The sequence below is a fragment of the Bradyrhizobium monzae genome, from assembly GCF_021458635.1.
Taxonomy (GTDB): Bacteria; Pseudomonadota; Alphaproteobacteria; order Rhizobiales; family Xanthobacteraceae; genus Bradyrhizobium.
Genome location: NZ_JAIRDQ010000001.1, coordinates 394,155 through 418,664 on the forward strand (window position 1 = coordinate 394,155; position 24,510 = coordinate 418,664).

The 24,510-nt window shown below is 64.3% G+C and carries 22 protein-coding genes and 2 riboswitches; of the genes, 15 read left to right on the forward strand and 7 right to left on the reverse strand.

Translation table 11 applies throughout. The features are described from left to right. Positions 1-106: 106 nt before the first annotated feature. Positions 107-1,717: an ABC transporter substrate-binding protein gene (locus K3F49_RS02085; RefSeq protein ID WP_234679098.1), complete on the reverse strand. Its 1,611-nt coding sequence runs from the start codon at positions 1,715-1,717 to the stop codon at positions 107-109. Between the two features lie 268 nt (positions 1,718-1,985). On the opposite strand from K3F49_RS02085, the gene K3F49_RS02090 reads away from it, so the two are divergent. The 9 genes from K3F49_RS02090 to K3F49_RS02130 all read left to right on the forward strand — a co-directional run bounded on the left by K3F49_RS02090 (position 1,986) and on the right by K3F49_RS02130 (position 14,051). Then, positions 1,986-3,116: a M20/M25/M40 family metallo-hydrolase gene (locus K3F49_RS02090; protein ID WP_234679099.1), complete on the forward strand. Its 1,131-nt coding sequence runs from the start codon at positions 1,986-1,988 to the stop codon at positions 3,114-3,116. 95 nt (positions 3,117-3,211) lie between these two features. Beyond that, positions 3,212-3,316: riboswitch (glycine riboswitch) on the forward strand. Positions 3,317-3,319: 3 nt separating this feature from the next. After that, a riboswitch (glycine riboswitch) is annotated at positions 3,320-3,432 on the forward strand. Positions 3,433-3,500: 68 nt separating this feature from the next. Beyond that, positions 3,501-4,814, forward strand: a complete 1,314-nt coding sequence (locus K3F49_RS02095; protein ID WP_234679100.1) for a D-amino acid dehydrogenase — start codon at positions 3,501-3,503, stop codon at positions 4,812-4,814. A 181-nt stretch (positions 4,815-4,995) separates the two neighbouring features. Next, positions 4,996-5,937, forward strand: coding sequence for an ABC transporter permease (locus K3F49_RS02100; RefSeq protein ID WP_234679101.1), 942 nt, complete (start codon positions 4,996-4,998; stop codon positions 5,935-5,937). 18 nt (positions 5,938-5,955) lie between these two features. Further along, positions 5,956-6,843, forward strand: coding sequence for an ABC transporter permease (locus K3F49_RS02105; RefSeq protein WP_234679102.1), 888 nt, complete (start codon positions 5,956-5,958; stop codon positions 6,841-6,843). Between the two features lie 128 nt (positions 6,844-6,971). Next, the gene (locus tag K3F49_RS02110; RefSeq protein WP_234679103.1) at positions 6,972-8,624 is read left to right on the forward strand and encodes an ABC transporter ATP-binding protein; all 1,653 of its coding nucleotides are present in this window, start codon (positions 6,972-6,974) and stop codon (positions 8,622-8,624) included. A 206-nt stretch (positions 8,625-8,830) separates the two neighbouring features. Continuing rightward, positions 8,831-10,336: a M81 family metallopeptidase gene (locus K3F49_RS02115; RefSeq protein WP_234679104.1), complete on the forward strand. Its 1,506-nt coding sequence runs from the start codon at positions 8,831-8,833 to the stop codon at positions 10,334-10,336. Positions 10,337-10,363: 27 nt separating this feature from the next. Continuing rightward, positions 10,364-11,527: a M20 aminoacylase family protein gene (locus tag K3F49_RS02120; protein ID WP_234679105.1), complete on the forward strand. Its 1,164-nt coding sequence runs from the start codon at positions 10,364-10,366 to the stop codon at positions 11,525-11,527. 2 nt (positions 11,528-11,529) lie between these two features. Beyond that, the gene (locus K3F49_RS02125) at positions 11,530-12,951 is read left to right on the forward strand and encodes an amidase (RefSeq protein WP_234679106.1); all 1,422 of its coding nucleotides are present in this window, start codon (positions 11,530-11,532) and stop codon (positions 12,949-12,951) included. 209 nt (positions 12,952-13,160) lie between these two features. After that, positions 13,161-14,051: a crotonase/enoyl-CoA hydratase family protein gene (locus tag K3F49_RS02130; protein ID WP_234679107.1), complete on the forward strand. Its 891-nt coding sequence runs from the start codon at positions 13,161-13,163 to the stop codon at positions 14,049-14,051. Positions 14,052-14,160: 109 nt separating this feature from the next. Here the strand turns inward: K3F49_RS02130 and K3F49_RS02135 are convergent, their stop codons facing one another. The 3 genes from K3F49_RS02135 to K3F49_RS02145 all read right to left on the reverse strand — a co-directional run bounded on the left by K3F49_RS02135 (position 14,161) and on the right by K3F49_RS02145 (position 16,584). Continuing rightward, complete coding sequence (locus tag K3F49_RS02135) at positions 14,161-15,138, reverse strand: NADPH:quinone oxidoreductase family protein (protein ID WP_234679108.1); 978 nt, start codon at positions 15,136-15,138, stop codon at positions 14,161-14,163. Beyond that, positions 15,138-15,746, reverse strand: coding sequence for a 2-hydroxychromene-2-carboxylate isomerase (locus K3F49_RS02140; RefSeq protein ID WP_234679109.1), 609 nt, complete (start codon positions 15,744-15,746; stop codon positions 15,138-15,140). Before K3F49_RS02140 ends, K3F49_RS02135 begins: the two co-directional genes overlap by 1 nt. 136 nt (positions 15,747-15,882) lie before the next feature. Next, positions 15,883-16,584, reverse strand: coding sequence for a glutathione binding-like protein (locus K3F49_RS02145; protein ID WP_234679110.1), 702 nt, complete (start codon positions 16,582-16,584; stop codon positions 15,883-15,885). 133 nt (positions 16,585-16,717) lie between these two features. Here K3F49_RS02145 and K3F49_RS02150 point away from each other — a divergent pair, with 133 nt between their 5' ends. Further along, positions 16,718-17,740: a methionine synthase gene (locus tag K3F49_RS02150; protein ID WP_234679111.1), complete on the forward strand. Its 1,023-nt coding sequence runs from the start codon at positions 16,718-16,720 to the stop codon at positions 17,738-17,740. After that, positions 17,740-17,973, forward strand: a complete 234-nt coding sequence (locus K3F49_RS02155) for a hypothetical protein (protein WP_234679112.1) — start codon at positions 17,740-17,742, stop codon at positions 17,971-17,973. The genes K3F49_RS02150 and K3F49_RS02155 overlap by 1 nt, the downstream gene beginning before the upstream one ends. Here the strand turns inward: K3F49_RS02155 and K3F49_RS02160 are convergent. The 3 genes from K3F49_RS02160 to K3F49_RS02170 form a co-directional block, all read right to left on the reverse strand. Next, entirely contained in the window at positions 17,970-18,587 is a 618-nt protein-coding gene (locus K3F49_RS02160; protein ID WP_234679113.1) for a hypothetical protein, read from the reverse strand. The two genes, K3F49_RS02155 and K3F49_RS02160, sit on opposite strands and share 4 nt — an antisense overlap. Before the next feature lie 108 nt (positions 18,588-18,695). Further along, positions 18,696-19,223, reverse strand: a complete 528-nt coding sequence (gpt, locus tag K3F49_RS02165; protein ID WP_234679114.1) for a xanthine phosphoribosyltransferase — start codon at positions 19,221-19,223, stop codon at positions 18,696-18,698. A gap of 38 nt (positions 19,224-19,261) precedes the next feature. Next, positions 19,262-19,999, reverse strand: a complete 738-nt coding sequence (locus tag K3F49_RS02170; RefSeq protein WP_234679115.1) for a competence/damage-inducible protein A — start codon at positions 19,997-19,999, stop codon at positions 19,262-19,264. A gap of 277 nt (positions 20,000-20,276) precedes the next feature. Between K3F49_RS02170 and K3F49_RS02175 the strand changes: the two genes are divergently transcribed. The 4 genes from K3F49_RS02175 (at position 20,277) to K3F49_RS02190 (ending at position 24,509) form a co-directional block, all read left to right on the forward strand. Further along, a complete protein-coding gene (locus K3F49_RS02175) occupies positions 20,277-21,695 on the forward strand; it encodes a circularly permuted type 2 ATP-grasp protein (RefSeq protein ID WP_234679116.1) in 1,419 nt (472 codons plus the stop codon). A gap of 4 nt (positions 21,696-21,699) precedes the next feature. Further along, the gene (locus tag K3F49_RS02180) at positions 21,700-22,644 is read left to right on the forward strand and encodes an alpha-E domain-containing protein (protein WP_234679117.1); all 945 of its coding nucleotides are present in this window, start codon (positions 21,700-21,702) and stop codon (positions 22,642-22,644) included. A gap of 60 nt (positions 22,645-22,704) precedes the next feature. Continuing rightward, positions 22,705-23,553, forward strand: a complete 849-nt coding sequence (locus tag K3F49_RS02185) for a transglutaminase family protein (RefSeq protein WP_234679118.1) — start codon at positions 22,705-22,707, stop codon at positions 23,551-23,553. A 197-nt stretch (positions 23,554-23,750) separates the two neighbouring features. Beyond that, complete coding sequence (locus tag K3F49_RS02190) at positions 23,751-24,509, forward strand: proteasome-type protease (protein WP_234679119.1); 759 nt, start codon at positions 23,751-23,753, stop codon at positions 24,507-24,509. The last annotated feature ends 1 nt before the right edge of the window (position 24,510 follow it).

Below are 24,510 nucleotides of genomic sequence, written 5' to 3' on the forward strand. Positions count from 1 at the left end.
AGTTCTGCTGACGAGTTCTCCTGACGCGTTCCTTTGGCGAGCGGCGCCGCTGATGACAGCGGCGCCGCGTGATAGTCGGTTCAGAAGGCGCTAATGCACCCTCGCCTTATTCGGACTTGTCGATGTTCCAGAACACCGGGGTCGCCGGGCCGTCGAGCACGCCGGAGAGCGACTTCCGCCATGCGCTCGGCGCCAGATACTGGCCGAGCGGCACGTAGATCACCTGATCGTAGGCTTCCTTCTGGATTTCGGTCGCGATCTTCTTCTGATCGTCGAGCGAGGCCGCGCGGACGAAGTCGTCCTTGAGCTTCTCGATCTTGGCGTCTTCCGCCCAGCCAAACCAGCCGCCCTTCTTGCCCTGACCGCCGATCGAAAGATTGGAGATCGGGTTGGACACGTCGGCGCTGACCCAGTTGGTGAAGAACATGTTCCAGCCGCCCTCCTTCGGGGGCTTCTGGCTGGCGCGACGGCTCACCACCGTCTGCCAGTCGGTCGCCTGCGCATCGACCTTGAAGCCGGCTTCGCGGAGCAGCTGCACCGCGACCGTCGGCTGCGCCTTCAGCGTCACGACATCGCCGGGCACCATGACCACGACGGGCGTGCCGTCATAGCCGGACTCGGCGAGCGCCTTCTTGGCTTCCGCCATGCCGTTGCCCTTGACCAGCGTCTCGGAGCCGACATCGGTTGCGAACGGCGTATCGCAGATGAAGAAGGCGCCGCAGATCTTGTAGTACTTCGGGTTGCCGACGAGCGCGTCGAGCACGTCCTTCTGGTTCATCGCCAGGAAGGCCGCACGGCGGATCTTCGGATTGTCGAAGGGCGGATAGAGGAAGTTCATGCGACCGAGCGTCTGGTAGCCGAACTTGTTCAGCGTCTCGACCTTGAGGTCGGCATTGCCTTCAAGCACCGGCAGCAGATCCCACGGCGGCACTTCCATGAAGTCGATGTCGCCCGACTGCAGCGCATTCACCGCGGTCTGCGAGTCCGGCATGGTGATCCACTCGACGCGGTCGACCTTCACCACCTTGCCGCCGGCAGTCCAGCTCGACGGCTCCTTGCGCGGCACATAGTCGGTGTTCTTGACGTAGACTGCCTTCACGCCGGGCTGGAATTCGCCCTGCACGAACTTGAACGGACCGGAGCCGATCTGCTCGGGGATCTGCTTGTCCGGCGGCGTCTCGGCGAGGCGCTTCGGCATCATGAAGGCGACGCGCGAGGACGGCTTGCCGATCGAGTCCAGCACCAGGCCGTAGGGCTCCTTCAGCTTCAGCGTAATGGTCTTGGCGTCGGTCGCCTCGATGCTGGCCGTGAAGGTCATCATCTGCTGGCCCATGCCGTCGACGGCGGCCCAGCGCTTCAGCGACGCAACGCAGTCTTCCGCCGTTACCGGCGTACCGTCATGCCACTTCAGGCCGTCGCGCAGCGTGAACGTATAGGTGAGCTTGTCGTCGGAGATCTTCCAATCCGCCATTTGCGGCTGGATCTTGAAGTTCGAATCCGTCGCGATCAGCGTGTCATAGACCATGTAGCCGTGGTCACGCGTGATGTAGGCGGTGGTGAAGATCGGATCGATGATGCGCAGATCCGAGTGCATCACCGCGGTGATGGTCTTGCCCGCAGCAAACACCGGCGAGGCCATTGCTGCTGCAAGCGCGACGACCGATAGCGCAAGTTTGGAGGCGAACGCGCGACGCCCCCGGCGCATCAAGCTCAACATGGAAAGTTTCTCCTGACGTGAAACTGTTCAAAGGCGGGTTATTGATTGAGCATTCGGTTCGTTCCTTAGGCGAACTAACCTCATGCAATGCCTTTATCTTTCGAGACTTGCAGACAGTCTTGAGCGCGTCAATCCGGTTTCGGTGCAGCCCATGGCATCGCATGCACGGGCTCCACAAAGATCGGTTTGGCTCTACAACTCTCCCCGCTTGTCCTGCCCGCGCTGATGCAATGCGCATTCCATCTTTCGATGCTTGAGAGACATTCAGATGAATCCAGCCAATCTTCCCTTCGATTCCGAGGCGATGCTCGAGGGCCTGCGCTCCTGGGTGGAATGCGAAAGCCCGACCTGGGATGCAGGCGCGGTCAACCGCATGCTCGATATCGCAGCGCGGGATATGGCGATCATGGGTGCGACCATCGAGCGCATTGGCGGTCGCCAGGGCTTCGGCGGTGTTATCCGCGCGCGCTTCCCGCATCCGAAGCAAGGCGAGCCGGGCATCCTGATCGCCGGGCACATGGATACCGTTCACCCGGTCGGCACCATCGAGAAGCTGAAATGGCGGCGCGAGGGCAACAAGTGCTACGGCCCCGGCATCTACGACATGAAGGGCGGCAACTATCTCTCGCTGGAAGCGATCCGGCAGCTGGCGCGCGCGTCCTTCACCACGCCCCTACCGATCACCATTCTGTTCACGCCGGACGAGGAGGTCGGCACGCCCTCGACGCGCGACATCATCGAGGCGGAAGCTGCGCGCAACAAATATGTGCTGGTGCCCGAGCCCGGCCGCGCCGACAACGGCGTCACCACCGGACGTTACGCCATCGCGCGTTTCAATTTGGAAGCGACGGGACGGCCAAGCCATGCCGGTGCGACATTGTCGGCGGGGCGCTCGGCGATCCGCGAGATGGCACGGCAGATCCTTGCGATCGACGCGATGACGACGGAGGACTGCACCTTCTCGGTCGGCGTCGTGCATGGCGGCCAATGGGTCAATTGCGTTGCGACGACAGCCACCGGCGAAGCGCTCTCGATGGCCAAGCGCCAGGCCGATCTCGATCGTGGCGTCGAGCGGATGCTGGCGCTGTCGGGCACCGCCAACGACGTCTCCTTCAAGGTGACGCGCGGCGTTACTCGTCCGGTGTGGGAGCCCGATACCGGCACCATGGCGCTGTATGAAACGGCGCGCGGCATCGCAAAATCTCTCGGCGCGGAATTACCGCATGCAAGCTCCGGCGGAGGATCCGACGGCAACTTTACCGGCGCGATGGGCATCCCGACTCTCGACGGCCTGGGCGTACGCGGCGGCAACGGCCACACGCTCGAGGAGTTCATCGAGGTTGACAGCCTCGTCGAGCGCGGACGCCTGATGGCGGGACTGTTGGCGACGCTGGAGTAAATTGAATCAACTTCGCACTGCACAATGCGTTGGCAGCCGCGGCGGAAATTTAGCCTTGTCTAAAAATGAGGCGCATCGTACTGCTCGATGGTCCACGCGACGATGCGGGAGAGATCGCAGTGAGAGCATTCAGCTTTCATTGCGGCGCCGACGGAGCAACCGCCCCGGAAACTCTCAGGCAAAAGGACTGTATCGTCAGGACGATCTGGAGAGAGACGGCACGATTCAGACGTCGTGACGTCCACCGAAGGGGATAGTCCGCATAGACCTCGCTGAGGTCCATGTCGGATCAAGCTCTCAGGTAACCGTGACAGATGGGGCGCCGCCAACGGCTTTCGAGCCGGCGGTTAGCCGTCTCTAACTCACGGGAGCCCCGACTTCATCATGACCCATATCGCCATCATCGGCGCCGGCATCACCGGCGTAACGACCGCCTATGCCCTGCTCGAACGCGGCTTTGAGGTGACGGTGCTCGACAAGCACCGCTATGCCGCGATGGAGACCTTGTTTGCGAACGGCGGACAGCTCTCCGCCAGCAATGCCGAGGTGTGGAACAGCACCGCCACGATCATGAAGGGCTTGCGCTGGATGTTCCGGCGCGACGCGCCGCTGCTGATGAACCCGCGGCCGAACTGGCACAAATATTCCTGGATGAGCGAGTTCGTCGCCAACATCGGCAACTACCGCGCCAATACGATTCTGACCACGCGGCTCGCGATCGAAGCCCGCAAGCATCTGTTCGAGATTGCGGCACGCGAAGGCATCGACTTCGATCTCGAACGTCGCGGCATCCTCCACATCTATCACGACAAGAAGGGTTTTGAGTCCGGCCTGCGCGTCAATGCGCTGCTGCAGGAAGGTGGGCTCGACCGGCGTCCGGTGACGCCAGAGGAAATTCGCAACATCGAGCCGACGCTACGCAAGGACTATTTCGGCGGCTTCTACACGCCGTCGGATGCGACCGGCGATATCCACAAATTCACGCGCGGGCTGGCTGAGGCTTGCAAGCGTCGCGGGGCAACCTTCGTCCATGAAGCCAATATCGATTCCATCGCGCAAGCGGGCGGCGGCTTCGTCATCGGCTGGGCTGATCTCGCCGCAAGCGACGCGCTCGCCGCCGCGCGCGGCATGCTGACGGTCGATGGCGTCGTGGTCTGCGCCGGCGTTGCCAGCCGTCACTTCGCGGCCCTGCTCGACGAACGCGTCAATGTGTATCCCGTGAAGGGCTATTCGATCACGGTGCAGCTCGACACCGCCGAGAGCCGCGATGCGACGCCGACCGTCAGCCTGCTCGACGAAGCCGCCAAGATCGTCACCAGCCGGCTCGGCGCCGACCGTTTTCGTGTGGCCGGCACGGCCGAGTTCAACGACTTCAACCGCGACATCCCGGCCGACCGCGTGCAGCCGCTGGTCGACTGGGTGCGCAGCAATTTTCCGGCGGTCGAGACGTCTCGTATTATTCCCTGGGCCGGGCTCCGGCCGATGATGCCCAACATGATGCCGGTGGTGCGCGCGGGGCGGATGCCCGGCGTGTTCTTCAACACCGGCCACGGCCATCTCGGCTGGACGCTGTCGGCCGCGACCGCGCAGATGATTGCCGGAACCATCGATGGCTGGCGCGGGCTCGACGCACCGGCAACCGTCCCCTCGTTTCGCGGAGAACTTGCGGTTGAGCACGAGATGCGCCGTGCATCCTGAGTTGGCCGCAAACCGATACGGGGCGGGCTCTTGCGACCGCCCTGCCCTTGGCACACAATTTGCCCCAAGAAGACGGCTCTCGGGCCGGCTTTTCAGCCCGAGTGACAGGCGCGCATGATAGACACGACAGAATCCACCGGCGTCTCACGGCGTCGCAAGTTCCGCAGCCGGAGATAGGTGCATGCTAGGTTATCTCATTCGCCGCGTTCTGGCTGCGGTGCCCGTGATGGGCGTCGTGGCGCTGTTCGTGTTCCTGCTGCTGCGACTGACGCCCGGCGATCCGGCCGCGATCCTCGCCGGCGACAATGCGACGCCGGAGCGGCTGGAGCGCATTCGCGCCTCGCTCGGCCTCAACGAGCCCTTGATCGTGCAGTTCATCACCTGGGTCGGCAAGCTCCTGCACGGCGATCTCGGGACTTCGCTGATCTCCAACCTGCCGGTCATGAAGATGATTGGCCAGCGCGTCGAACCGTCGATCTCGATCGCGCTGTCGACCATCATCCTCGCCGTCATCGTCGCGGTGCCCTTAGGGGTGATTGCGGCCTGGAAGCATGGCACCTGGATCGACCGTTTCGTGATGGGCCTCTCCGTGCTCGGCTTCTCGGTGCCGGTGTTCGTGGTCGGCTATGTCCTGATCGAGGTCTTTGCGATCGACCTGCGCTGGGTGCCGGTGCAGGGCTTCAAGAGCATCTCGGGCGGCTTCGGCGCGTTCTTCGAGCGCATCATCCTGCCGACCTGCGCGCTCTCCTTCATCTACATCGCGCTGATCGCGCGCATGACGCGCGCGGCGATGCTCGACGTGCTCGGCGAGGATTACGTGCGAACGGCACGCGCCAAGGGCATCAACGAGGTCGCGGTGATGATGCGGCACGCCCTGCGTAACGCCGCCGTGCCCGTGATCACCGTGATCGGCACCGGTTTTGCGCTGCTGATCTCCGGCGTCGTCGTCACCGAGAGCGTGTTCAACATCCCCGGCATCGGCCGCCTCACCGTGGACGCGGTGCTGGCGCGCGACTATCCGGTGATCCAGGCGATGATCCTGCTGACCTCGCTGATCTACGTCGTCGTCAATCTCCTGATCGACGTCGCCTACACGCTGCTCGATCCCCGGATCCGGTACTGAGGCAAGGACAAGAACAAGATGTCAGTCGATACCCTTCCCCAGTCGTCCATCCCGATCACGTCGCCGCTGCGGCCGCGTTTCGGCTTCCTCACCTCGACACCGATCATCGCCGCCGCGACCGTGTTGCTCTCGCTGATCGTGCTGATCTCGGTCCTGGCGCCACTGATCGCGCCGCACGATCCGATCCAGCTCGCGCCGTCGCAGCGGCTCAAGCCCTCCTCCACGCAATTCCTGCTCGGCACCGACGCCTATGGGCGCGATCTGCTGTCGCGCGTCATCTATGGTGGTCGCATCTCGCTTCTGATCGGCATCGGCTCGGCGATCCTCTCGATCGTCATTGGCCTTGCGATCGGCCTCGTCTCCGGCTTCTTCAAGCTGGTCGATTCCGTGCTGATGCGCGTCATGGACGGCCTGATGGCGATGCCGAGCATTTTGCTCGCGATCGCCGTGGTCTCGCTGTCCGGCGCCAGCATCTGGACCGTGCTGATCGCGATCACCATCCCCGAGATCCCCCGCGTGGCGCGCCTGGTGCGCTCGGTGGTGCTGTCGGCGCGCGAGGAGCCTTACGTCGAAGCCGCGATCTCGGTCGGCTCCTCGCTGCCGAAGATCATGTGGCGGCATCTGATGCCGAACACGATCGCCCCGCTGATCGTCCAGGGCACCTATGTCTGCGCCTCCGCCATCCTCACCGAGGCCATCCTTTCCTTCCTCGGCGCCGGCATCTCGCCGGAGACGCCGACCTGGGGCAACATCATGGCCGAGGGCCGCCAGTACTTTCAGCTCAAGCCGACGCTGATCTTCTGGCCGGGCCTGCTGCTCTCGATCGCCATTCTCAGCATCAACCTGATCGGCGACGCCGCCCGCGATGCGCTCGATCCCCGCATGAAGCAGCGGGAGGGCAAGTGATTTGCTCCTCCGGCCTAGCCACTTGTTCCGTCATTGCGAGCGAAGCGAAGCAATCCAGTCTGCCTCTGCAGAAAGATTTCTGGATTGCTTCGTCGCTTCGCTCCTCGCAATGACGTCGGAGTGACCTGATGACCAACAACATTATCCTCGACATCAACAACCTCGTCGTCTCCGTCGGCAAGAAACCGGGCGGACCGAAGATCATCGACGGCATCTCGGTCCAGGTGCACCAGGGCGAGACGCTGTGCCTCGTCGGCGAAAGCGGCTCGGGCAAGTCGGTGACCTCGCTCACCACGATGGGCCTGCTGCCGAAGGGCACGCTGGTCCCGACCGGCGGCAGCGTGAAGCTCGTCGGCGAGGAGATCCTCACCGCGACCGACCGCCGCCTGCGCCAGCTGCGCGCGACGCAGATGGCGATGATCTTCCAGGAGCCGATGACCGCGCTCAATCCGGTGGTGCCGGTCGGCCGCCAGATCGACGAAGTCTTGCGCGCCCACACCGATCTCGACGCCAAGGCACGCAGGAAGCGCATCCTCGACATGATGGAGCAGGTCCGCCTGCCCCAGGTCGAGCGCATCTTCGCCTCCTACCCGCACCGCCTCTCCGGCGGCCAGCGCCAGCGCATCATGATCGCGATGGCGCTGGTGCTGGAGCCGAAGCTGCTGATCGCCGACGAGCCGACCACCGCGCTCGACGTCACCACGCAAAAGCAGATCTTGACCCTGATCCGCGACCTCCAGCGCGATCACGGCACCGCCGTGCTGTTCATCACCCATGACATGGGCGTGGTCGCGGAGATCGCCGACCGCGTCGCCGTGATGCGGCAGGGCCGGTTGGTCGAGACCGGCACACTCGATTCCATCCTGCGCAATCCAACCATGGAGTACACCCGCAACCTGCTCGCCTCGGTGCCGAGCCTTGTGCCGCGTGCGGCCCGGCCTGAAACGAAGGAACCGGTGGTGCTGGAAGCCAACGACCTCAGCAAGGTCTACAAGGAGCGCGCGTTCTTCGGCAAAGGCCGCGAGGTCGTTGCCGCCGACAAGGTGACGCTGACGCTGCGCAAGGGGCGGACGCTCGGCATTGTCGGAGAGAGCGGCTCGGGCAAGTCGACGGTGGCGCGCTGCATCGTGCGCCTGATCGATCCGACCTCCGGCGGCGTGCGGCTCGCCGGCCGCGAGATCTCCGACATCTCGCGCCGCCTGCTGCAGCCGCATCGGCAGAAGATCCAGATCGTGTTCCAGGACCCCTACCGCTCGCTCAACCCGCGCGTCACCGTCGGCGAGAGCATCGCGGAAGGCCCGATCAATTACGGCGTCTCGCATGCCGACGCGATGAAGCGCGCCCGCGAGCTGCTCGAGCTCGTCGGTCTCCCTGCTGATGCCGTGTCGCGCTATCCGCACCAGTTCTCCGGCGGCCAGCGCCAGCGTATCGCCATCGCGCGCGCGCTCGCGCTCGATCCGGACGTGCTGGTCGCGGACGAAGCCGTCTCCGCGCTCGACGTCTCCGTGCAGGCCCAGGTGCTGGAGCTCCTCGACGAGATCCAGAAGCGGCTCGGCATCGCCATCCTGTTCATCACCCACGATCTGCGTGTCGCAGCCCAAATCTGCGACGAGGTGGTGGTGATGCAGCACGGCCGCGTCGTCGAACAGGGCCCGGCTGCCGAAGTGCTGACGCATCCGCAGGAGGCCTACACGCGGGCATTGCTCGAGGCAGCGCCGGGCCGCGGCTGGGACTTTGCGAATTTCCGGCCGGTCTCGGAGGGCGTGGCGGCGAGCGCGTAGGTCCAGCCATTGCGAGCGCAGCGAAGCAATCCAGACCGTTTCCGCGGAGGGATTCTGGATTGCTTCGCTCCGCTCGCAATGACGGTGATCGCGGCAAGTATTCCCAAAACAGCTTGAGGCTATGCGCGGCGCGATTGCCTGGCTTGCTTGCTCTTGCCGCAAAGGCGGGTAACGTCGCGCGCATCATTTGCGTAGGACTGGATTGAATGACACGTATCGCCGTCGGCGGCTTCCTGCACGAGACCAACACCTTCGCTCCGACGAAGGCGACGTTCGCCGACTTCCAGCATGGCGGTGGCTGGCCGGCGATGACCGAAGGCGCCGGCGTGCTGAAGGTGATGCGGCGCATCAATGTCGGGCTCGCCGGCTTCGTCGACAGTGCCGAAGCCAATGGCTGGGAACTCATTCCGACCATCGCCTGCGGTGCAAGCCCTTCGGCGCATGTCACCAAGGACGCCTTCGAGCGCATCGTGAAGGTCATGGTCGACGGTATCGCGGCCGCCGGTCCGATCGACGCGGTCTACCTTGATTTGCATGGCGCGATGGTGACCGAGCATTTCGATGACGGCGAAGGCGAGATTTTGGCGCGCGTGCGCCGCGTCATCGGCAAGGATGTTCCGCTGGTCGCAAGCCTCGACCTCCACGCCAACGTCACGCCCGAGATGATGGAACACGCGGACGCGCTGATCGCTTATCGCACCTATCCGCATGTCGACATGGCCGAGACCGGCCGCGCCTCGGCAAAGCACCTCGCTTTGCTGCTGAAGACGAAGCAGCGCTTCGCAAAGTCGTTCCGCCAATTGCCCTTCCTGATCGCGATCAGCTGGCAATGCACCAACGACTTTCCCACCAAGGGCATCTACGAGAAGCTCACCGCGCTCGAGAGCGATGCGGTTCCGACACTGTCCTTCGCGCCGGGCTTCCCCGCCGCCGATTTCCGCGATTGCGGGCCGAGCGTGTTTGCCTATGGCAAGACGCAAGGGGATGCCGACCGCGCGGCGGATGCGATCGTCAAGCTGATCGAAAGCCACGAGGACGATTTCGACGGCAAGATCTGGTCCCCCGATGACGGCGTGCGGCACGCCATGGAACTTGCGAAGAGCGCGAGCAAGCCGATCATCATCGCCGACACCCAGGACAATCCGGGCGCCGGCGGCGATTCCGATACCACCGGCATGCTGCGCGCGCTGGTGCGCAACAAGGCGAGTGCTGCGACCGGTGCGATCTACGATCCGGTCTCGGCCAAGGCCGCGCATGCGGCCGGCGTCGGCGCCACCGTGACACTGTCGCTCGGCGGCAAGTCCGGCATTCCCGGCGACGAGCCCTATACCGAGACCTTTGTCGTCGAAAAACTCTCCGATGGCCGCTTCATCGCAGCCGGCCCCTATTATGGCGGCCGCGAAATGGAGATGGGCCCCTCCGCGGCCTTGCGCATCGGCGATGTCCGCGTCGTCGTCTCCTCGCACAAGGCGCAGCTTGCCGACCAGGCGATGTATCGCTATGTCGGCATCGAGCCGACGGAAGAGAAGATTTTGGTCAACAAGAGCTCGGTGCACTTCCGCGCCGACTTCGAGCCGATCGCGGAAAAGCTGATGATCTGCGCCGCGCCCGGCGCGATGCCGGCCGATACCGCCGCGCTGCCCTGGACGCGGCTGCGTCCGGGCATCCGCATCAAGCCGAACGGCCCCGTTTTCACGCCGAAATCCCGCTAATCAAGTCACGCCAACCGGACAGGACACATGCCCACCATTGACCGCATCGACGGCTACGCCGACGAACTCACCGCTATCCGCCGCGACATCCACGCCCATCCGGAGATCGGCTTCGAGGAAGTGCGCACGTCCGGCATGGTCGCCGACAAGCTGAAGGGCTGGGGCATCGAGGTGCATCGCGGCCTCGGCGGCACCGGCGTGATCGGCGTCATCAAGGGCAAGGGTTCCGGCGGCAAGCGCATCGGCCTTCGCGCCGACATGGACGCGCTGCCGATGGAAGAGAACACCAATCTGAAATGGAGCTCGAAAATCCCCGGCCGCTTCCACGGCTGCGGACATGACGGCCACACCACCATGCTGCTCGGCACCGCGCGCTACCTCGCCGAGACCAGGAATTTCGACGGCACCGTGCACCTGATCTTCCAGCCGGCCGAGGAAGGCCTCGGCGGCGCCCGCGCGATGATCAAGGACGGCCTGTTCGAGAAGTTTCCGTGCGACGAGCTCTACGGCCTGCACAACGCGCCAGACCTCAATCTCGGCGAGATCGCGATCCTGCCCGGGCCTGCGATGGCCGGCGCCGACTTCTTCGACCTCCGCATCACCGGCTATGGCGCGCATGGCGCGATGCCCGAGCGCTCCAAGGATGCGGTGATCATCGCGACCACGCTGGCGCAAGCGATCCAGACGGTCGTCAGCCGCAACGTCGAGCCGCTCCAGGCTGCGGTGGTGTCGATCACCCAGATCCATGCCGGCTCCGCCTACAACGTCATTCCCGGCGAAGCGCATCTTTGCGGGACCATTCGTACCTTCTCGGATGAAGTCCGCGCCCTGATCAGCCAACGCATCCGCACGATCTGCGCCGGCATCGCGAGCGCCTATCAGTGCGAGATCGACGTCGACATCCGCGACACCTTCGGCGTACTGGTCAACCAGGTCGAGCAGTCCAAGGTGGTCGAGGACGTCGCCCGCACCATCGTCGATCCGGCCAAGGTGATCACCCGCAGCCAGCCGAAGATGGGCAGCGAGGATTTCGCCGACATGCTGCAGACCATTCCCGGCGCCTATTTCTGGGTCGGCCACGACGGCTCGGTGCCCGTGCACAATCCCGGCTTCGTCCTCGACGACAAGATCCTGCCGATCGGCGCCAGCATGTTCGCCCGGATTATCGAAACGCGCATGCCGGTGGGTTAGCAATGCAGAAAAAGAGCGTCGAGGAAACGGTCACCTCGCTGCACGATCTCTCCGCGAGCGATCTGATCGCGGGCTATCGCGCAAAACAGTTCTCGCCGAGCGAGGTGCTTGAGGATTTGCTCGCGCATGTCGCTGCGTGGGAACCGCATCTCAAGGCGCTCTATGCATTCGATCCCGACAGCGCGCGCGAGGCGGCAGCGGCCTCGACCGCGCGCTGGTCCGGAGGTGAACCGTCAGGCGCGCTCGACGGTGTGCCGGTCACGGTCAAGGACAACATCGCGACCAAGGGCGTGCCCGTGCCGCTGGGGGCTGCGAGCGTCAAGCTCGTCCCGGCCGAGAAGGATGCCCCGCCCGCCGCGCGGCTGCGCGAGGCCGGCGCCATCATCTTCGCCAAGACCACCATGCCCGATTACGGCATGCTCTCCTCGGGGCTGTCCTCGTTCCATGCGCTCGCACGTAATCCATGGGACCTCTCCAAGAATCCCGGTGGCTCCAGCGCCGGCGCAGGCGCAGCGGCGGCGGCCGGCTATGGCCCGCTGCATCTCGGCACCGATATCGGCGGCTCGGTTCGCCTGCCCGCGGGCTGGTGCGGCCTCGTCGGCCTGAAGCCGAGCTTTGGCCGCGTGCCGATCGATCCCACCTATGTCGGCCGCGTCGCCGGTCCCATGACGCGTACGGTCGACGATTGCGCGCTGATGATGAGCGTGATCGCAAAGCCTGACCGGCGCGACGGCATGAGCCTGCCCGCCGAGCCTCTGAACTGGAAAGGGTTGGAAAAGTCGCCGCGCAAGCTGCGGATCGGCCTGATGCTCGATGCCGGCGTCGGCCTGCCGGCGGAAAAGCCGGTCCGCGAGGTCGCCGTGAAGGCCGCAAAGGCGTTCGAGTCGGCGGGCACAGTCGTCACCGAAGTCGACGGCATCCTCACCCGCGACATGCTCGACGGCCTCGACAATTTCTGGCGCGCCCGGATGTGGGATGATCTGTCGAAGCTCACGCCGGCCGAACAGGCAAAGGTGCTGCCGTATATTTTCAAATGGGGCGAGTCCGGCGCAAAACTGTCGGGCGTCGACGTGATCCGTGGCTTCAACCAGACGATGGCGATCCGCGCGGCGGTATCAAAGCTGTTCTGCGAGCTCGACTACGTCATCTCGCCGACCGCGCCGAACGTGAACTATGCGGCGGAATGGGCCTCGCCCACCAACGATCCGATGAGACCGTTCGAACACATCTGCTATACCGTGCCGTGGAATATGTCGGAGAACCCGGCCATCTCCATCAATGGCGGCTTCGACGCCAAGGGCTTTCCGATCGGCGTGCAGATCGTCGGCCGCCGCTTCGACGATATCGGCGTGCTCGGCATGGCCAAGGCGTTCGAGAGCCTGCGCGGCGCGCAGAAGCCCTGGCCGAAGCCGCCGGCAAAGTAGCTTGAATTCAGTCATTCCGGGTTGCGCCCTCTTGGCGCAAGCCCGGAATCCATTCATCGGCACAATCAATGCGGAGAGACGGATTCTCAGGTGCACAATGCACCGGAGTTCGCGCTTCCGCCTTCGCTCTTCGAGCTTCGGCGGACAAGTCGCGCGCCCCGGAATGACATGCTAGAGAGATGACAAAGAAACCGGGAAGGAAACCACCCATGGCGTATGAGACGATCAAATACGAGGTCGCTGAGCAGATCCTCACCATCACGCTGAACCGGCCCGACAAGCTCAACGCCTTCAACGCGCAGATGCAGGCGGAGCTGATCGACGCGTTCGACGCCGCCGACAAGGACGACAATGTCCGCGCCATCATCGTCACCGGCGCCGGCCGCGGTTTTTGCGCGGGCGCCGATCTGTCGTCGGGCGCGGACACCTTCGATCGCGACGCGCGGCGCGGGCCCGTCAAACGTTTCGCCGACGGCAAGGTCGATTACAGCGATCCGCAGGTCCGCGACGGCGGTGGCCAGGTGACCTTGCGCATCTTCAAGTGCCTGAAGCCGGTGATCGCTGCCGTGAACGGACCCGCCGTCGGCATCGGCGTCACCATGCAGCTCGCCATGGACATCCGCATTGCCTCGGACGCTGCGCGCTTCGGCTTCGTGTTCTCCCAGCGCGGCATCGTGCCGGAGGCGGCCTCGAGCTGGTTCCTGCCGCGCATCGTCGGCATCTCGCAGGCACTGGAATGGTGCTATTCGGGCCGCGTCTTCCCGGCACAGGAAGCGTTGGCAGGCCGTCTCGTCAGCAAAGTCGTCGCCCCCGACAATCTGCTGCCGACCGCCCGTGCGCTCGCCAAGGAGTTCGCGACCAAGACCGCGCCGGTGTCGGTCGCGCTGATCCGCCAGATGATGTGGCGCATGATGGGCGCCGACGATCCGATGGAGGCCCACAAGGTCGACAGCCGCGGCATCTACGCCCGCGGCCGCTCCGAGGATGTGAAGGAAGGCGTGGCGTCGTTCCTGGAAAAGCGTCCGGCGCAATTCAAGAACAAGGTGTCCAGCGATATGCCGGACTATTTCCCGTGGTGGAGTGAGCGGGAGTACAAATAACGCTCTCGTAGGGTGGGCAAAGCGGAGCGTGCCCACCTTCTGGTCGTGACAGAAAAAAGGTGGTGGGCACGGCGCGGAAGTGCGCGCCTTTGCCCACCCTACGGCACCGTTAGTCCATGACGAGTGCGACCCGCCCGATCGCCTTGCGATCGAGCAACAACCGCATCGCCTTGGCGTAATCTGCGAGCGGCAGGCGGTGCGAGATGTTCGGGCGCAGCCTGCCCTCCTCCGCCCATTGCAGCAGCGTCTTCAGGCGGACCTCGCCAAGCGCGGGGTTTTTCCGCACCGCCTCGCCCGCACGCACACCGAGCACGCTGGCGCCCTTGATCAGCAGCAGATTGGTTTTGGCCGAGCCGATCCCGCCGGTAAAACCGATCACCAGCAGCCGCGCGCCCCAGGCGATGCAGCGCATCGAGTTCTCAAACACCTCGCCGCCGACGGGGTCGAACACGACGTCGGCGCCACGGCCAGCGGTGATGCGCTTGACGGCGTCGCGGAACGGCTCGCGGTCGTAGCGCACGAGATGGTCGGCGCCGCGCGATTTCGCGATCGCGAGTTTCTCGTCGCTGGAGGCCGTCGCGATCACGGTCGCGCCCAGCATCTTGCCGATCTCGACAGCAGCAAGGCCGACGCCGCCGCCGGCGCCGTGCACCAGCAACACCTCACCGGGCTCGACCCGGCCGCGGTCGATCAGCGCGTGATAGGCGGTGCCGTGGCCCGCGAGATAGGTCGCGCCCTCTGCATAGTCAAAGTTCGATGGCATCGGCGTGAGCTGCGACGGCGTCACCACGGCTTCGTCGGTGAAGGCACCGTGGCGCATCTTGACGATGACCTTGTCGCCGACAGCGACACCCTTCGCCTCCGCGCCGACTTCGGTCACGTCGCCTGCGGCTTCCATGCCGGGCGTGAACGGCAGCTCCGGCTTGAGCTGGTATTCGCCGGCCGCCATCAGCACATCCGGAAAATTCAGCCCGGCGGCGCGGATCGCAACCCGCACCTCGCCCGGCTTGAGGGCGCGCGATGGAAACTCTTCCAACAGCAAGCGCTCGGGCGCGCCGAGCGCGCGGCAGACGACAGCCCGCACCATCAGGCCGCGCTCGCCTTGCTGCGCATCAACGCCTCGCGGATCAGCGGCAGGCGGTCATTGCCGAAATACATGTCGGATTTGTTGACGAAGATCGTCGGCGAGCCGAAACCGCCACGGGCGACGACCTCTTCCGTGTTGGTTTTGAGCTGGTCCTTGATCGCCTGCTCCGAGATGCCGGCGAGGAATTTTTGGTCGTCGATGCCGACTTTCCTGCAGATCTCGGCCAGCACCGCGTCCTGCGAAATGTCCTTGTCGCCGCCCCAATAGGCCTCGAACAATGCGGTCGCGAACGGCACCATATCCTTGCCCAGCCAGATGCAGCCGCGCATCGCCTTGACACTGTTCACCGGAAACACCGTCGGCGGCATCTTGATCGCGAGGCCCGCCGAGCGCGCCCAGTCGGCGAGATCCTTCTTCATGTAGCGCGCCTTCAGCGGCACCGGCGTCTCCCGCTGCGCGTAAACACTCGGGTTGACCGTGTTGAAGATGCCGCCGACCAGGATCGGCCGCCAGGTGATCTCGGCGCCGAGCTCCTTGGCGAGCGGCTGGATGTTGTGGAAGGCGAGATAAGTCCACGGGCTGGAACAGTCGAAGAAGAATTCGATCATGGCGTTTCCTTGTATCTTGTTGCTCTCTCCCCCGTCTTTGCGAGCGAAGCGAAGCAATCCAGAATGCCTCCGCGGAAACAGCCTGGATTGCTTCGTCGCAAAAGCTCCTCGCAATGACGGGGAGAGAGCGGAGGCACTACTTCTTTCCCAACACTTCCTTAGCTCTCTGGCCGAACATGATCTTGCGTGATTCCTCGTCGAACGGCTCTTTGACGAATTTGCCGATCGCAAGGCCCGCCTGCACCTGCGGCCTGGCGCGCACCTCGGCGTACCAGCGCTTCACGTTCGGGTAGTCGTCGAGCGTAAAGCCTTGCGCCTTGTGGGTCATGGTCCAGGGAAAGCAGGCGATGTCGGCGATCGAATAGTCGCCGGCGACGTAGGCGCCGGTCTTGGCGAGCTGGCGGTCGAGCACGCCATAGAGCCGCGCCGCCTCGTCGCGGTAGCGCTCGATCGCGTAAGGAATCTTCTCCGCCGCATAGAGCGCAAAATGGCCGTGCTGACCGAGCATCGGCCCGAGCCCCGCCATCTGCCACATCACCCATTGGATGGTGGTGGAGCGGCCGCGCAGATCGGACGGCAAGAAACGGCCGGTCTTCTCCGCCAGATAGATCAGGATCGCACCGGTCTCGAACACAGAGAACGGCGCGCCGCCGTCGGCAGGGTCGTGATCGACGATCGCGGGAATGCGGTTGTTGGGCGAGATCGCCAGAAATTCGGGGCCGAACTGCTCGCCGGCGCGAATGTTGACGGGCTTCACGGCGTAGGGAAGCCCGAGTTCCTCCAGCATGATCGAGATTTTCCAGCCGTTCGGCGTCGGCGCATAATGGAGATCGATCACGGCCTTTCCTCTGACCCTTCCGTGGGCCTTTCCCGTCGTCGCCACCGGAATAGAAGGCGACTTTTGTTGTTCTGTACCTCGACGTTAAGACATGGCAGACAGAGGCGCAATCATAACCCGCCGGGAGGGACCCATGCTGTTTCCAACGACGATCGCCGGCTCCTTGCCCAAGCCGGAATGGCTCGCCGAGCCCAACATGCTTTGGGCGCCCTGGAAGTCGCAAGGTGACGAGCTTCTTCGCGCCAAGCGCGACGCGACGATGCTCGCGGTGAAGGTCCAGGAGGACGCCGGCATCGATATCGTCACCGAGGGCGAGCAGGCCCGGCAGCATTTCGTGCACGGGTTTCTCGAGAAGATCGAAGGCATCGATTTCGCCCACAAGGTCGAGATGGGCATCCGAAAAGACCGCTACAAGGCGATGGTGCCGCAGGTGGTCGCGCCGCTGCGGCTGAAGGGACGCGTTCACGCCGACGAGGCGCGCGTGGCGCGGACGCATACACGGAAGAAGCTGAAGTTCACCCTGCCTGGCCCGATGACCATCATCGACACGATTGCGGATCGTTACTATGGCGATCGGGTGAAAATGGCCTTCGCCTTCGCCGAGCTCTTGAACGAGGAAGCCAAGGCGCTTCAGGCCGACGGCGTCGATCTCGTGCAGTTCGACGAGCCCGCCTTCAACGTCTACATGGACGAGGTCAACGACTGGGGCATCAAGGCGCTGGAGCGCGCTGCGCAAGGCCTCACCTGCGCCACCGCCGTGCATATCTGTTACGGCTACGGCATCAAGGCCAACACCGACTGGAAGGAAACGCTTGGCTCGCAATGGCGGCAGTATGAGCAGATTTTTCCGGCGATCGACGCGAGCCCGATCCAGCAAGTCGCGATCGAGTGCCGCAATTCCAAAGTGCCGCTCGATCTGCTCGCGCTGCTCAAGAACAAGATCGTGCAGGCCGGCGTGATCGACGTCGCCAGCGACACGGTGGAGACCGCCGAGGACGTCGTCAAGGTGATCGACGCAGTGTCGAAATTCGTGCCCAAGAGCAACATCATCGCCACCACCAATTGCGGCATGGCGCCGATGCGGCGCGAGATCGCCGAAGCCAAGCTGATGGCGCTCGGCGCGGGTGCGGCGCTCGCGCGCGAGAAGCTGGGTTGATGGCAGTGGTCCGACCGGCCCTCGTCATAGCGGCGCTTGCAGCGTTCACGCTGCGTGCGCACGCGGAGGATCGCTCCGTGCTGCTGAACTGCAAGGCCATGGTCGAACGGGCGTCGAAAGCTCCGAGTGCGGCAAGCGAGGCCGACCTCACCCGCTGCCGTCAGGTCATTCGCGAATGGGCACTGCGCGATGCCCGGACGACCGTGGATGAAGAGGGTAAGCCGCTGCGCTAGGACAGTGCAGTCGGGTGCAGCACCGGCTGATAACCTGCGTTCATTGCGCGCAGCGACGATGGCGGCGTCAGCAGCGTTGCTTCGGCAGGATGACGCTCCATCGCGGCATAGCCTACCGGCGACCACAGCAGCGCCCTGCCCCGCGTGACCAAATAACTCTCGTCACCCTGCTGCAGCATCGCACCGTCGGGAAGCTGGTCGAGCGGCACCAGCAGCGCGTGCAGCCGCTTCTTGCCGTGATCGAGCCGCTCGTGGTGCAGCACCGTGTCGATGTCGTGCATGCGGACGTCGTGAACGCGGTTGCCCTTCTCCCACGCGGCGCGGAAGCGATTGGCATCGTCGCGTCGGCAATAGAAGCAGGGGCGATGCCCGGCGGCGAGCGCGGTGGCTTCATCGAGAAAGAACAGCTCGGTCCAGCTTCGCTGCGCCATCACCTCGCGGCGCCGGCCGCGGAATTCGCAGGTGCAGGTGAGCCAGGCCGGCGTCGACCAGCGTTTCTTCAGCAGCGTCTTCGTCGCGGGATCATGGATGATGCCGCGATTGCCGGTGAACAGACCGCGATGCGGGGTGGCGATGATCTCGCCAGTCGGCGTGACGCGATTTTGCAGGGGCATGACTGCCTCCACCCGTCATTGCAAGGAGCGAAGCGACGAGGCAATCCAGACCATTTCCGCGGATGCCATTTCTGGATTGCATCGCTAGGCTCGCCATGACGGCGATAACTAGGCCGCGCCGTCGCGGAGCGGCGGGTGATAGGACAGCGCAGTGTCCCAGGGGAAGAAGATCCAGGTGTCCTGCGAGACTTCCGTGATGAAAGTGTCGACCAGCGGGCGCCCCTTCGGCTTGGCGTAGACGGTGGCGAAATGCGCGTCGGGCAGCATCTCGCGCACCAGCTTGCCGGTCTTGCCGGTGTCGACGAGGTCGTCGACAATCAGAAGCCCCTTGCCGGTGCCGCCGCCGAGCTTCATCGCCGATTCTGAAATGCCCTTCAGGACCTGCAGTTCGCCCTGCTTGTCGTGGTCGTAGCTGGCGATGCAGACCGTATCGATCACGCGCACGCCCAGCTCGCGCGCCACGATCGCGGCCGGCACCAGGCCGCCGCGGGTAATCGCGATCACCGCGTGGAACGGGCCAACCTCGTTGAGCCGCCAGGTCAGCGCCCGGCAGTCCCGGTGGAACTGATCCCACGACACCGGAAAGGGCCGGCCGGCCCGCTCCTGCGCGCTCAGTTCCGGTACTTCACCAGCCATCTTCGTCTCCTGCATTCGTCTGCCGACAGCTCCATCTGCTACCGGGTGATGTTCAATCCCGCCAGCATTTCCTTCACTGCTGCCATCGCGGAGGCGAGCTTATCCGCGTCGCGCGAGCGCACCACCAGATTGGTGTTCGGCTTTTGCTCCTCGTCCATGAAGGGATAGCTGCCGATGATGGTGTCGGGGTGGGCTGCCGCGATCGTCCGCAAGGGGCCGCCGATATCGCCTTCCCGCGCATTGGCGCGAACCGATTCGGACAGCATGCGGACGCCGGATTTCAGCTTGGGCGAGACGATGTCCATCATCGCTTGCATGATCGAGGGCACGCCGGCCATCACGATCACATTGCCGATCTTGAAGCCGGGGGCGAGGATGGTCGCGCTCTGGATCAACTCGGCGCCGTCGGGGATGCGAGCCATGCGCAGGCGGGCCTCGTTGAGGTCCTGCTCGCTCCAGCGCTCGCGGAAACGAGCGACCACTTCGGGGTGGTGGTCGATGCCGACGCCGAACGCCTTGGCGACGCTGTCGGCGGTGATGTCGTCATGGGTCGGGCCGATGCCGCCGGTGGTGAAGACATAGGTGTAGCGGTGCCGCAGTGCATCCAGCGCGGCAATGATGTCGGGCTCGTCGTCGGAAACGACCCGGACTTCCTTCAGGTCGATGCCGATATTGGTCAGGTATTCGGCGATGAAGCCGATATTCTTGTCCTTGGTCCGGCCGGACAGGATTTCATCCCCGATGACCAGAATGCCCGCCGTGACGATCTCGCTCATGCCTTAAGTCCCTCAGCTCTGGTCCCGACTTTGCCGAGGTAACGCGTTGAAGTCACGCGGTTTTGCTGCTGAATTAAGCAGTCCTCAGCCATTTTTTCAGGCATCGTCCCGGCCATCCCCGGCAAATGCCCTCTCTCCATGCTTATCGCGCTGGCCCGCCCCTTGCTACCTCCTCAGAGTCATGCACTCTTGCCGCATGGCCAGGACGTTGCGGTCTTCACCAAGGCCAGACGACCTGTCAATTGGCGCAACGCCTTGCGGAGACAAGTCGGGATCTATGGCAGTCGCGTTCGATGAAATGAATATTCCGGGTGGGGACCTTCGTCCCGCCTACCAGGAGCTGGCGCGCTGGCTCAAGGAGACGCCCCCCGAGGCGCTCGAATATCGCCGTCAGGAGGCCGAGCTCCTGTTCCGCCGCATCGGCATCACCTTCGCCGTCTATGGCGATACCGAGTCCACCGAGCGCCTGATTCCGTTCGACGTGATCCCGCGGATCATGTCCGGCAAGGAATGGACGCTGCTGGAGAAGGGCCTGAAGCAGCGCGTGCGCGCGCTCAACATGTTCCTGCGCGACATCTATCACGGCCGCGACATTCTCCGCGCCGGAATCGTGCCCGACGATCTGATCTTCCAGAACCCGGTGTTCCGGCCCGAGATGAACGGCCAGCAGGTGCCGCACGACGTCTACGTGCACATCGCCGGCATCGACATCATCAGGGTCGATGCCGAGGACTTCATCGTGCTGGAGGACAATGCGCGCACACCTTCCGGCGTGTCCTACATGCTGGAAAACCGCGAGATCATGATGCGGCTGTTTCCGGACCTGTTCGCCCGCCACAGGGTGGCGCCGGTCGAGCGCTATCCGGACGAGCTGCTCTCCGCGCTGTGCTCGGTCGCGCCAAACGGTGCCTCGGGCGAACCGACCGTCGCCCTGCTCACGCCCGGCGTCTACAACTCCGCCTATTACGAGCACTCCTTCCTTGCCGACAAGCTCGGCATCGAGCTCGTGGAAGGCCGCGACCTCATCGTCAAGAACAACGAAGTGTTCATGCGGACGACCGAGGGCGTGAAACGCGTCGACGTCATCTATCGCCGCGTCGACGACGATTTCCTCGATCCCCTCACCTTCCGTCCCGACTCTGCGCTCGGCGTGCCCGGGCTGATGTCGGCCTATGCGGCCGGCAACATCACGCTCGCCAACGCGGTCGGCACCGGCATCGCCGATGACAAGGCGATCTACTCCTACATGCCGGAGATCGTGAAATTCTACCTCGGCGAGGAGCCGATCCTGAAGAACGTGCAGACCTGGCGCTGCCGCGAGCCGAAGGATCTCGCTTACGTGCTCGACCATCTCGGCGATCTCGTCGTGAAGGAAGTGCACGGCTCCGGCGGCTACGGCATGCTGATCGGCCCCGCCGCGACCAAGGCGACGATCGAAGCCTTCCGCGAGAAGCTCAAACGCGAGCCGGAAGGCTTTATCGCGCAGCCGACGCTGGCGCTCTCGACCTGCCCGACCTGCACGGCCTCCGGCCTCGCGCCACGCCACGTCGACCTGCGGCCCTTCGTGCTCACCGGCAGCAAGAGCACGACGATCGTGCCGGGCGGGCTGACGCGTGTCGCGTTGAAGGAAGGTTCGCTCGTGGTGAATTCGAGCCAGGGCGGCGGCACCAAAGACACCTGGATCTTGGACGAGTAGAGAGATGCTGTCGCGTACCGCCGAAAACCTCTACTGGCTCGCCCGCTACGTCGAACGGGCCGAATACCTCGCGCGCACCATCGATGCGACCCTGCGCGTCACCGCGCTTCCCGCCGCCTATATCGGCAAGACCAACGAGTGGGACTCGGCATTGCTGACCGCCGGCGTCGCGGAAAGCTTCTATCAGACCCACGAGGAAGCCAACGAGCACAACGTCGTCGACTACCTCTCGTTCTCGGCGGACAACCCGTCCTCGATCAGGAACTGCATCGAGGCGGCGCGGCTGAACTCGCGCTCGGTGCGCACCGCGCTGACCAGCGAGATGTGGGACACCATCAACTCCGCCTGGATCGAGCTTCAGGCGGTCTGGAGCAAAGGCACCTCCACACGCGAGGACCTCGCAAAATTCCTGCGCTTCGTGCAGGAGACCTCGCTGCGCTTCGACGGCTCGGCCTACCGGACCATGCTCCGCAACGATGCCTACTGGTTCTCGCGGCTCGGCCTGCATCTCGAGCGCGCCGACAACACTGCACGCATTCTCGACGTGAAGTATCACGTGCTGCTGCCCGAGGAAGAGCATGTCGGCGGTCCGCTCGACTTCTATCAGTGGAGCTCGATCCTGCGCTCGGTGTCGGCGCTGACGGCCTATCACTGGGTCTACCGTGAGACGCTGAAGCCTTGGCTGGTCGCGGATCTGCTCATTCTCAACGGCACCTTGCCGCGCTCGCTGGCGAGCTGCTACGACAATCTTACGCGCAACCTCGACCAGATCGGCGTCGCCTATGGCCGTCAGGGCCCGGCGCAGCGCCACGCCCGTGGCATCCGCAACCGGCTGGAACACAGCAACATGAACGACATTTTCCAGCATGGCGTGCATGAATTCATTCAGGAATTCATTGCGGACAATTCCAGGCTGGGCGAAATCATCACGAAGCAGTATTTGATCTGATACACGCAGTCACTCCGGAACGCCGAAGGGGCGAGCCCGGAATGACGGAATCAAAACACCATGCGCCTGCGAATCCAGCACACCACGACCTATCGCTACGAGCCGCAGGCCACCAGCGTGATCCAGATCCTGCGCATGACGCCGTGCAGCCATGACGGACAATATGTGGCGGAATGGCAGATCGACGTCTCGACCGACACCAAGCTCGACATCCATGAGGACGCCTTCGGCAACGTCACCCATGTGCTGTCCTGCGGGCCCGTCGGCGACATCAAGATCACCGCCGAAGGGCTGATCGAGACCCATGATACCGGCGGTGTGCTGCGCGGCGCCGACGAGCGCTTTCCTGCCGACATGTTTCTGCGCACCACCGATCTCACGACGGTCAATCCGGCGATGGCCGCGGTCGCGCGCCAGTTGCGCAGCGAGGCCGAGACCGACACGCTCGGCTTCCTGCATACACTGATGTCGCAAATCAGCGACCACATGACCTTCGACGAAGATCCGACCAACAGCGGCACGTCGGCGGCCGAGGCGTTCACGCTCAAGCGCGGCGTCTGCCAGGACTATGCGCATATCTTCATCGCCTGCGCCCGCACTGGCGGCGTGCCGGCGCGCTTCGTCTCCGGACACTTTCTGCGCTCCGACGGCACCGTGCATCAGGACGCCGGCCATGCCTGGGCGGAGGCTTATGTCGACGGTCTCGGCTGGGTCGGCTTCGATCCCGCCAACAGCATCTGCGCCACCGATGCCCATGTCCGCGTCGCCATCGGGCTCGACTATCTCGGCGCAGCGCCGGTACGCGGCACTCGCTATGGCGGCGGCGCGGAGACGCTGACCGTCGCGGTCAAGGTCGACCAGGCCGGCCGCGGCGGGCAGTCGCAATCGCAATCCCAGCGGCAGAGCTGAGCCACTTTCTCCTGTCATTCCGGGGCGCGCGTCAGCGCGAGCCCGGAATCCATTTCACCGCTAGCGCTGCGGCCTGATGGATACCGGGCTCGCGACTTCGCCGCGCCCCGGAATCACGACGCCCCCCGGGAATCGGGGGTTGGAGCGGCCGGCGAAATTGGCTAGTAATTCCGCGCAAACGCGTTCGGGGACTGGAAATGACCTATTGTTGTGGAATCCTGGTTCGGGACGGGCTGGTCATGATCGCCGACACCCGCACCAATGCCGGCCTCGACAATGTCTCGACCTTCCGCAAGCTGCACATCTTCTCCAAGCCGGGCGACCGCATCATGGCGATTGCCAGCGCCGGCAATCTCGCCATCAGCCAGTCGGTCCTCTCCACCCTGACCGAGGGCCTGGAAGACCCCACCACGGGTGAGGTCGAGACGCTGATGAACGCGCCGACCATGTTCCAGGCCGCCCAGCGCATCGGCCGGGCGATCCGGGCGGTGCACGCGACCGAAGGGCCGGCACTGAAATCCGAGGACGTGTCCTTCGACGTCTCCTTCCTGTTCGGCGGCCAGATCAAGGGCGCGCGGATGCGACTGTTCATGGTCTACACGGCAGGCAATTTCATCGAGTGCACCACCGACACGCCGTACCTGCAGATCGGCGAGCACAAATACGGCAAGCCGGTGCTCGACCGCGCCATGCATTACGACGTCGAGCTGTACGAGGCGCTGAAGACCGGCCTGATCTCGATGGATTCGACCATGCGCTCGAACCTCGGCGTCGGTCTTCCCATCGACGTGCTGGTGGTGCGCGCCGACGCCTGCGATGCCGATCTCAACCACCGCATCGAGGCGGGTGAGCCCTATTTCCACGATCTGCGCTCGCGCTGGTCGGCGGCCTTGCGCGCGGCGCATCAGAACATTCCGCGGCCGCCCTACAAGAACGAAAAAGAACCCAAGACCTGAC

What these genes read in the sequence shown, in the direction of transcription:
- K3F49_RS02085 (WP_234679098.1), bottom strand. Translation starts at nt 1,717, where the DNA reads ATGTTGAGCTTGATGCGCCGGGGGCGTCGCGCGTTCGCCTCCAAACTT.
- K3F49_RS02090 (WP_234679099.1), top strand. Translation starts at nt 1,986, where the DNA reads ATGAATCCAGCCAATCTTCCCTTCGATTCCGAGGCGATGCTCGAGGGC.
- K3F49_RS02095 (WP_234679100.1), top strand. Translation starts at nt 3,501, where the DNA reads ATGACCCATATCGCCATCATCGGCGCCGGCATCACCGGCGTAACGACC.
- K3F49_RS02100 (WP_234679101.1), top strand. Translation starts at nt 4,996, where the DNA reads ATGCTAGGTTATCTCATTCGCCGCGTTCTGGCTGCGGTGCCCGTGATG.
- K3F49_RS02105 (WP_234679102.1), top strand. Translation starts at nt 5,956, where the DNA reads ATGTCAGTCGATACCCTTCCCCAGTCGTCCATCCCGATCACGTCGCCG.
- K3F49_RS02110 (WP_234679103.1), top strand. Translation starts at nt 6,972, where the DNA reads ATGACCAACAACATTATCCTCGACATCAACAACCTCGTCGTCTCCGTC.
- K3F49_RS02115 (WP_234679104.1), top strand. Translation starts at nt 8,831, where the DNA reads ATGACACGTATCGCCGTCGGCGGCTTCCTGCACGAGACCAACACCTTC.
- K3F49_RS02120 (WP_234679105.1), top strand. Translation starts at nt 10,364, where the DNA reads ATGCCCACCATTGACCGCATCGACGGCTACGCCGACGAACTCACCGCT.
- K3F49_RS02125 (WP_234679106.1), top strand. Translation starts at nt 11,530, where the DNA reads ATGCAGAAAAAGAGCGTCGAGGAAACGGTCACCTCGCTGCACGATCTC.
- K3F49_RS02130 (WP_234679107.1), top strand. Translation starts at nt 13,161, where the DNA reads ATGGCGTATGAGACGATCAAATACGAGGTCGCTGAGCAGATCCTCACC.
- K3F49_RS02135 (WP_234679108.1), bottom strand. Translation starts at nt 15,138, where the DNA reads ATGGTGCGGGCTGTCGTCTGCCGCGCGCTCGGCGCGCCCGAGCGCTTG.
- K3F49_RS02140 (WP_234679109.1), bottom strand. Translation starts at nt 15,746, where the DNA reads ATGATCGAATTCTTCTTCGACTGTTCCAGCCCGTGGACTTATCTCGCC.
- K3F49_RS02150 (WP_234679111.1), top strand. Translation starts at nt 16,718, where the DNA reads ATGCTGTTTCCAACGACGATCGCCGGCTCCTTGCCCAAGCCGGAATGG.
- K3F49_RS02155 (WP_234679112.1), top strand. Translation starts at nt 17,740, where the DNA reads ATGGCAGTGGTCCGACCGGCCCTCGTCATAGCGGCGCTTGCAGCGTTC.
- K3F49_RS02160 (WP_234679113.1), bottom strand. Translation starts at nt 18,587, where the DNA reads ATGCCCCTGCAAAATCGCGTCACGCCGACTGGCGAGATCATCGCCACC.
- gpt (WP_234679114.1), bottom strand. Translation starts at nt 19,223, where the DNA reads ATGGCTGGTGAAGTACCGGAACTGAGCGCGCAGGAGCGGGCCGGCCGG.
- K3F49_RS02170 (WP_234679115.1), bottom strand. Translation starts at nt 19,999, where the DNA reads ATGAGCGAGATCGTCACGGCGGGCATTCTGGTCATCGGGGATGAAATC.
- K3F49_RS02175 (WP_234679116.1), top strand. Translation starts at nt 20,277, where the DNA reads ATGGCAGTCGCGTTCGATGAAATGAATATTCCGGGTGGGGACCTTCGT.
- K3F49_RS02180 (WP_234679117.1), top strand. Translation starts at nt 21,700, where the DNA reads ATGCTGTCGCGTACCGCCGAAAACCTCTACTGGCTCGCCCGCTACGTC.
- K3F49_RS02185 (WP_234679118.1), top strand. Translation starts at nt 22,705, where the DNA reads ATGCGCCTGCGAATCCAGCACACCACGACCTATCGCTACGAGCCGCAG.
- K3F49_RS02190 (WP_234679119.1), top strand. Translation starts at nt 23,751, where the DNA reads ATGACCTATTGTTGTGGAATCCTGGTTCGGGACGGGCTGGTCATGATC.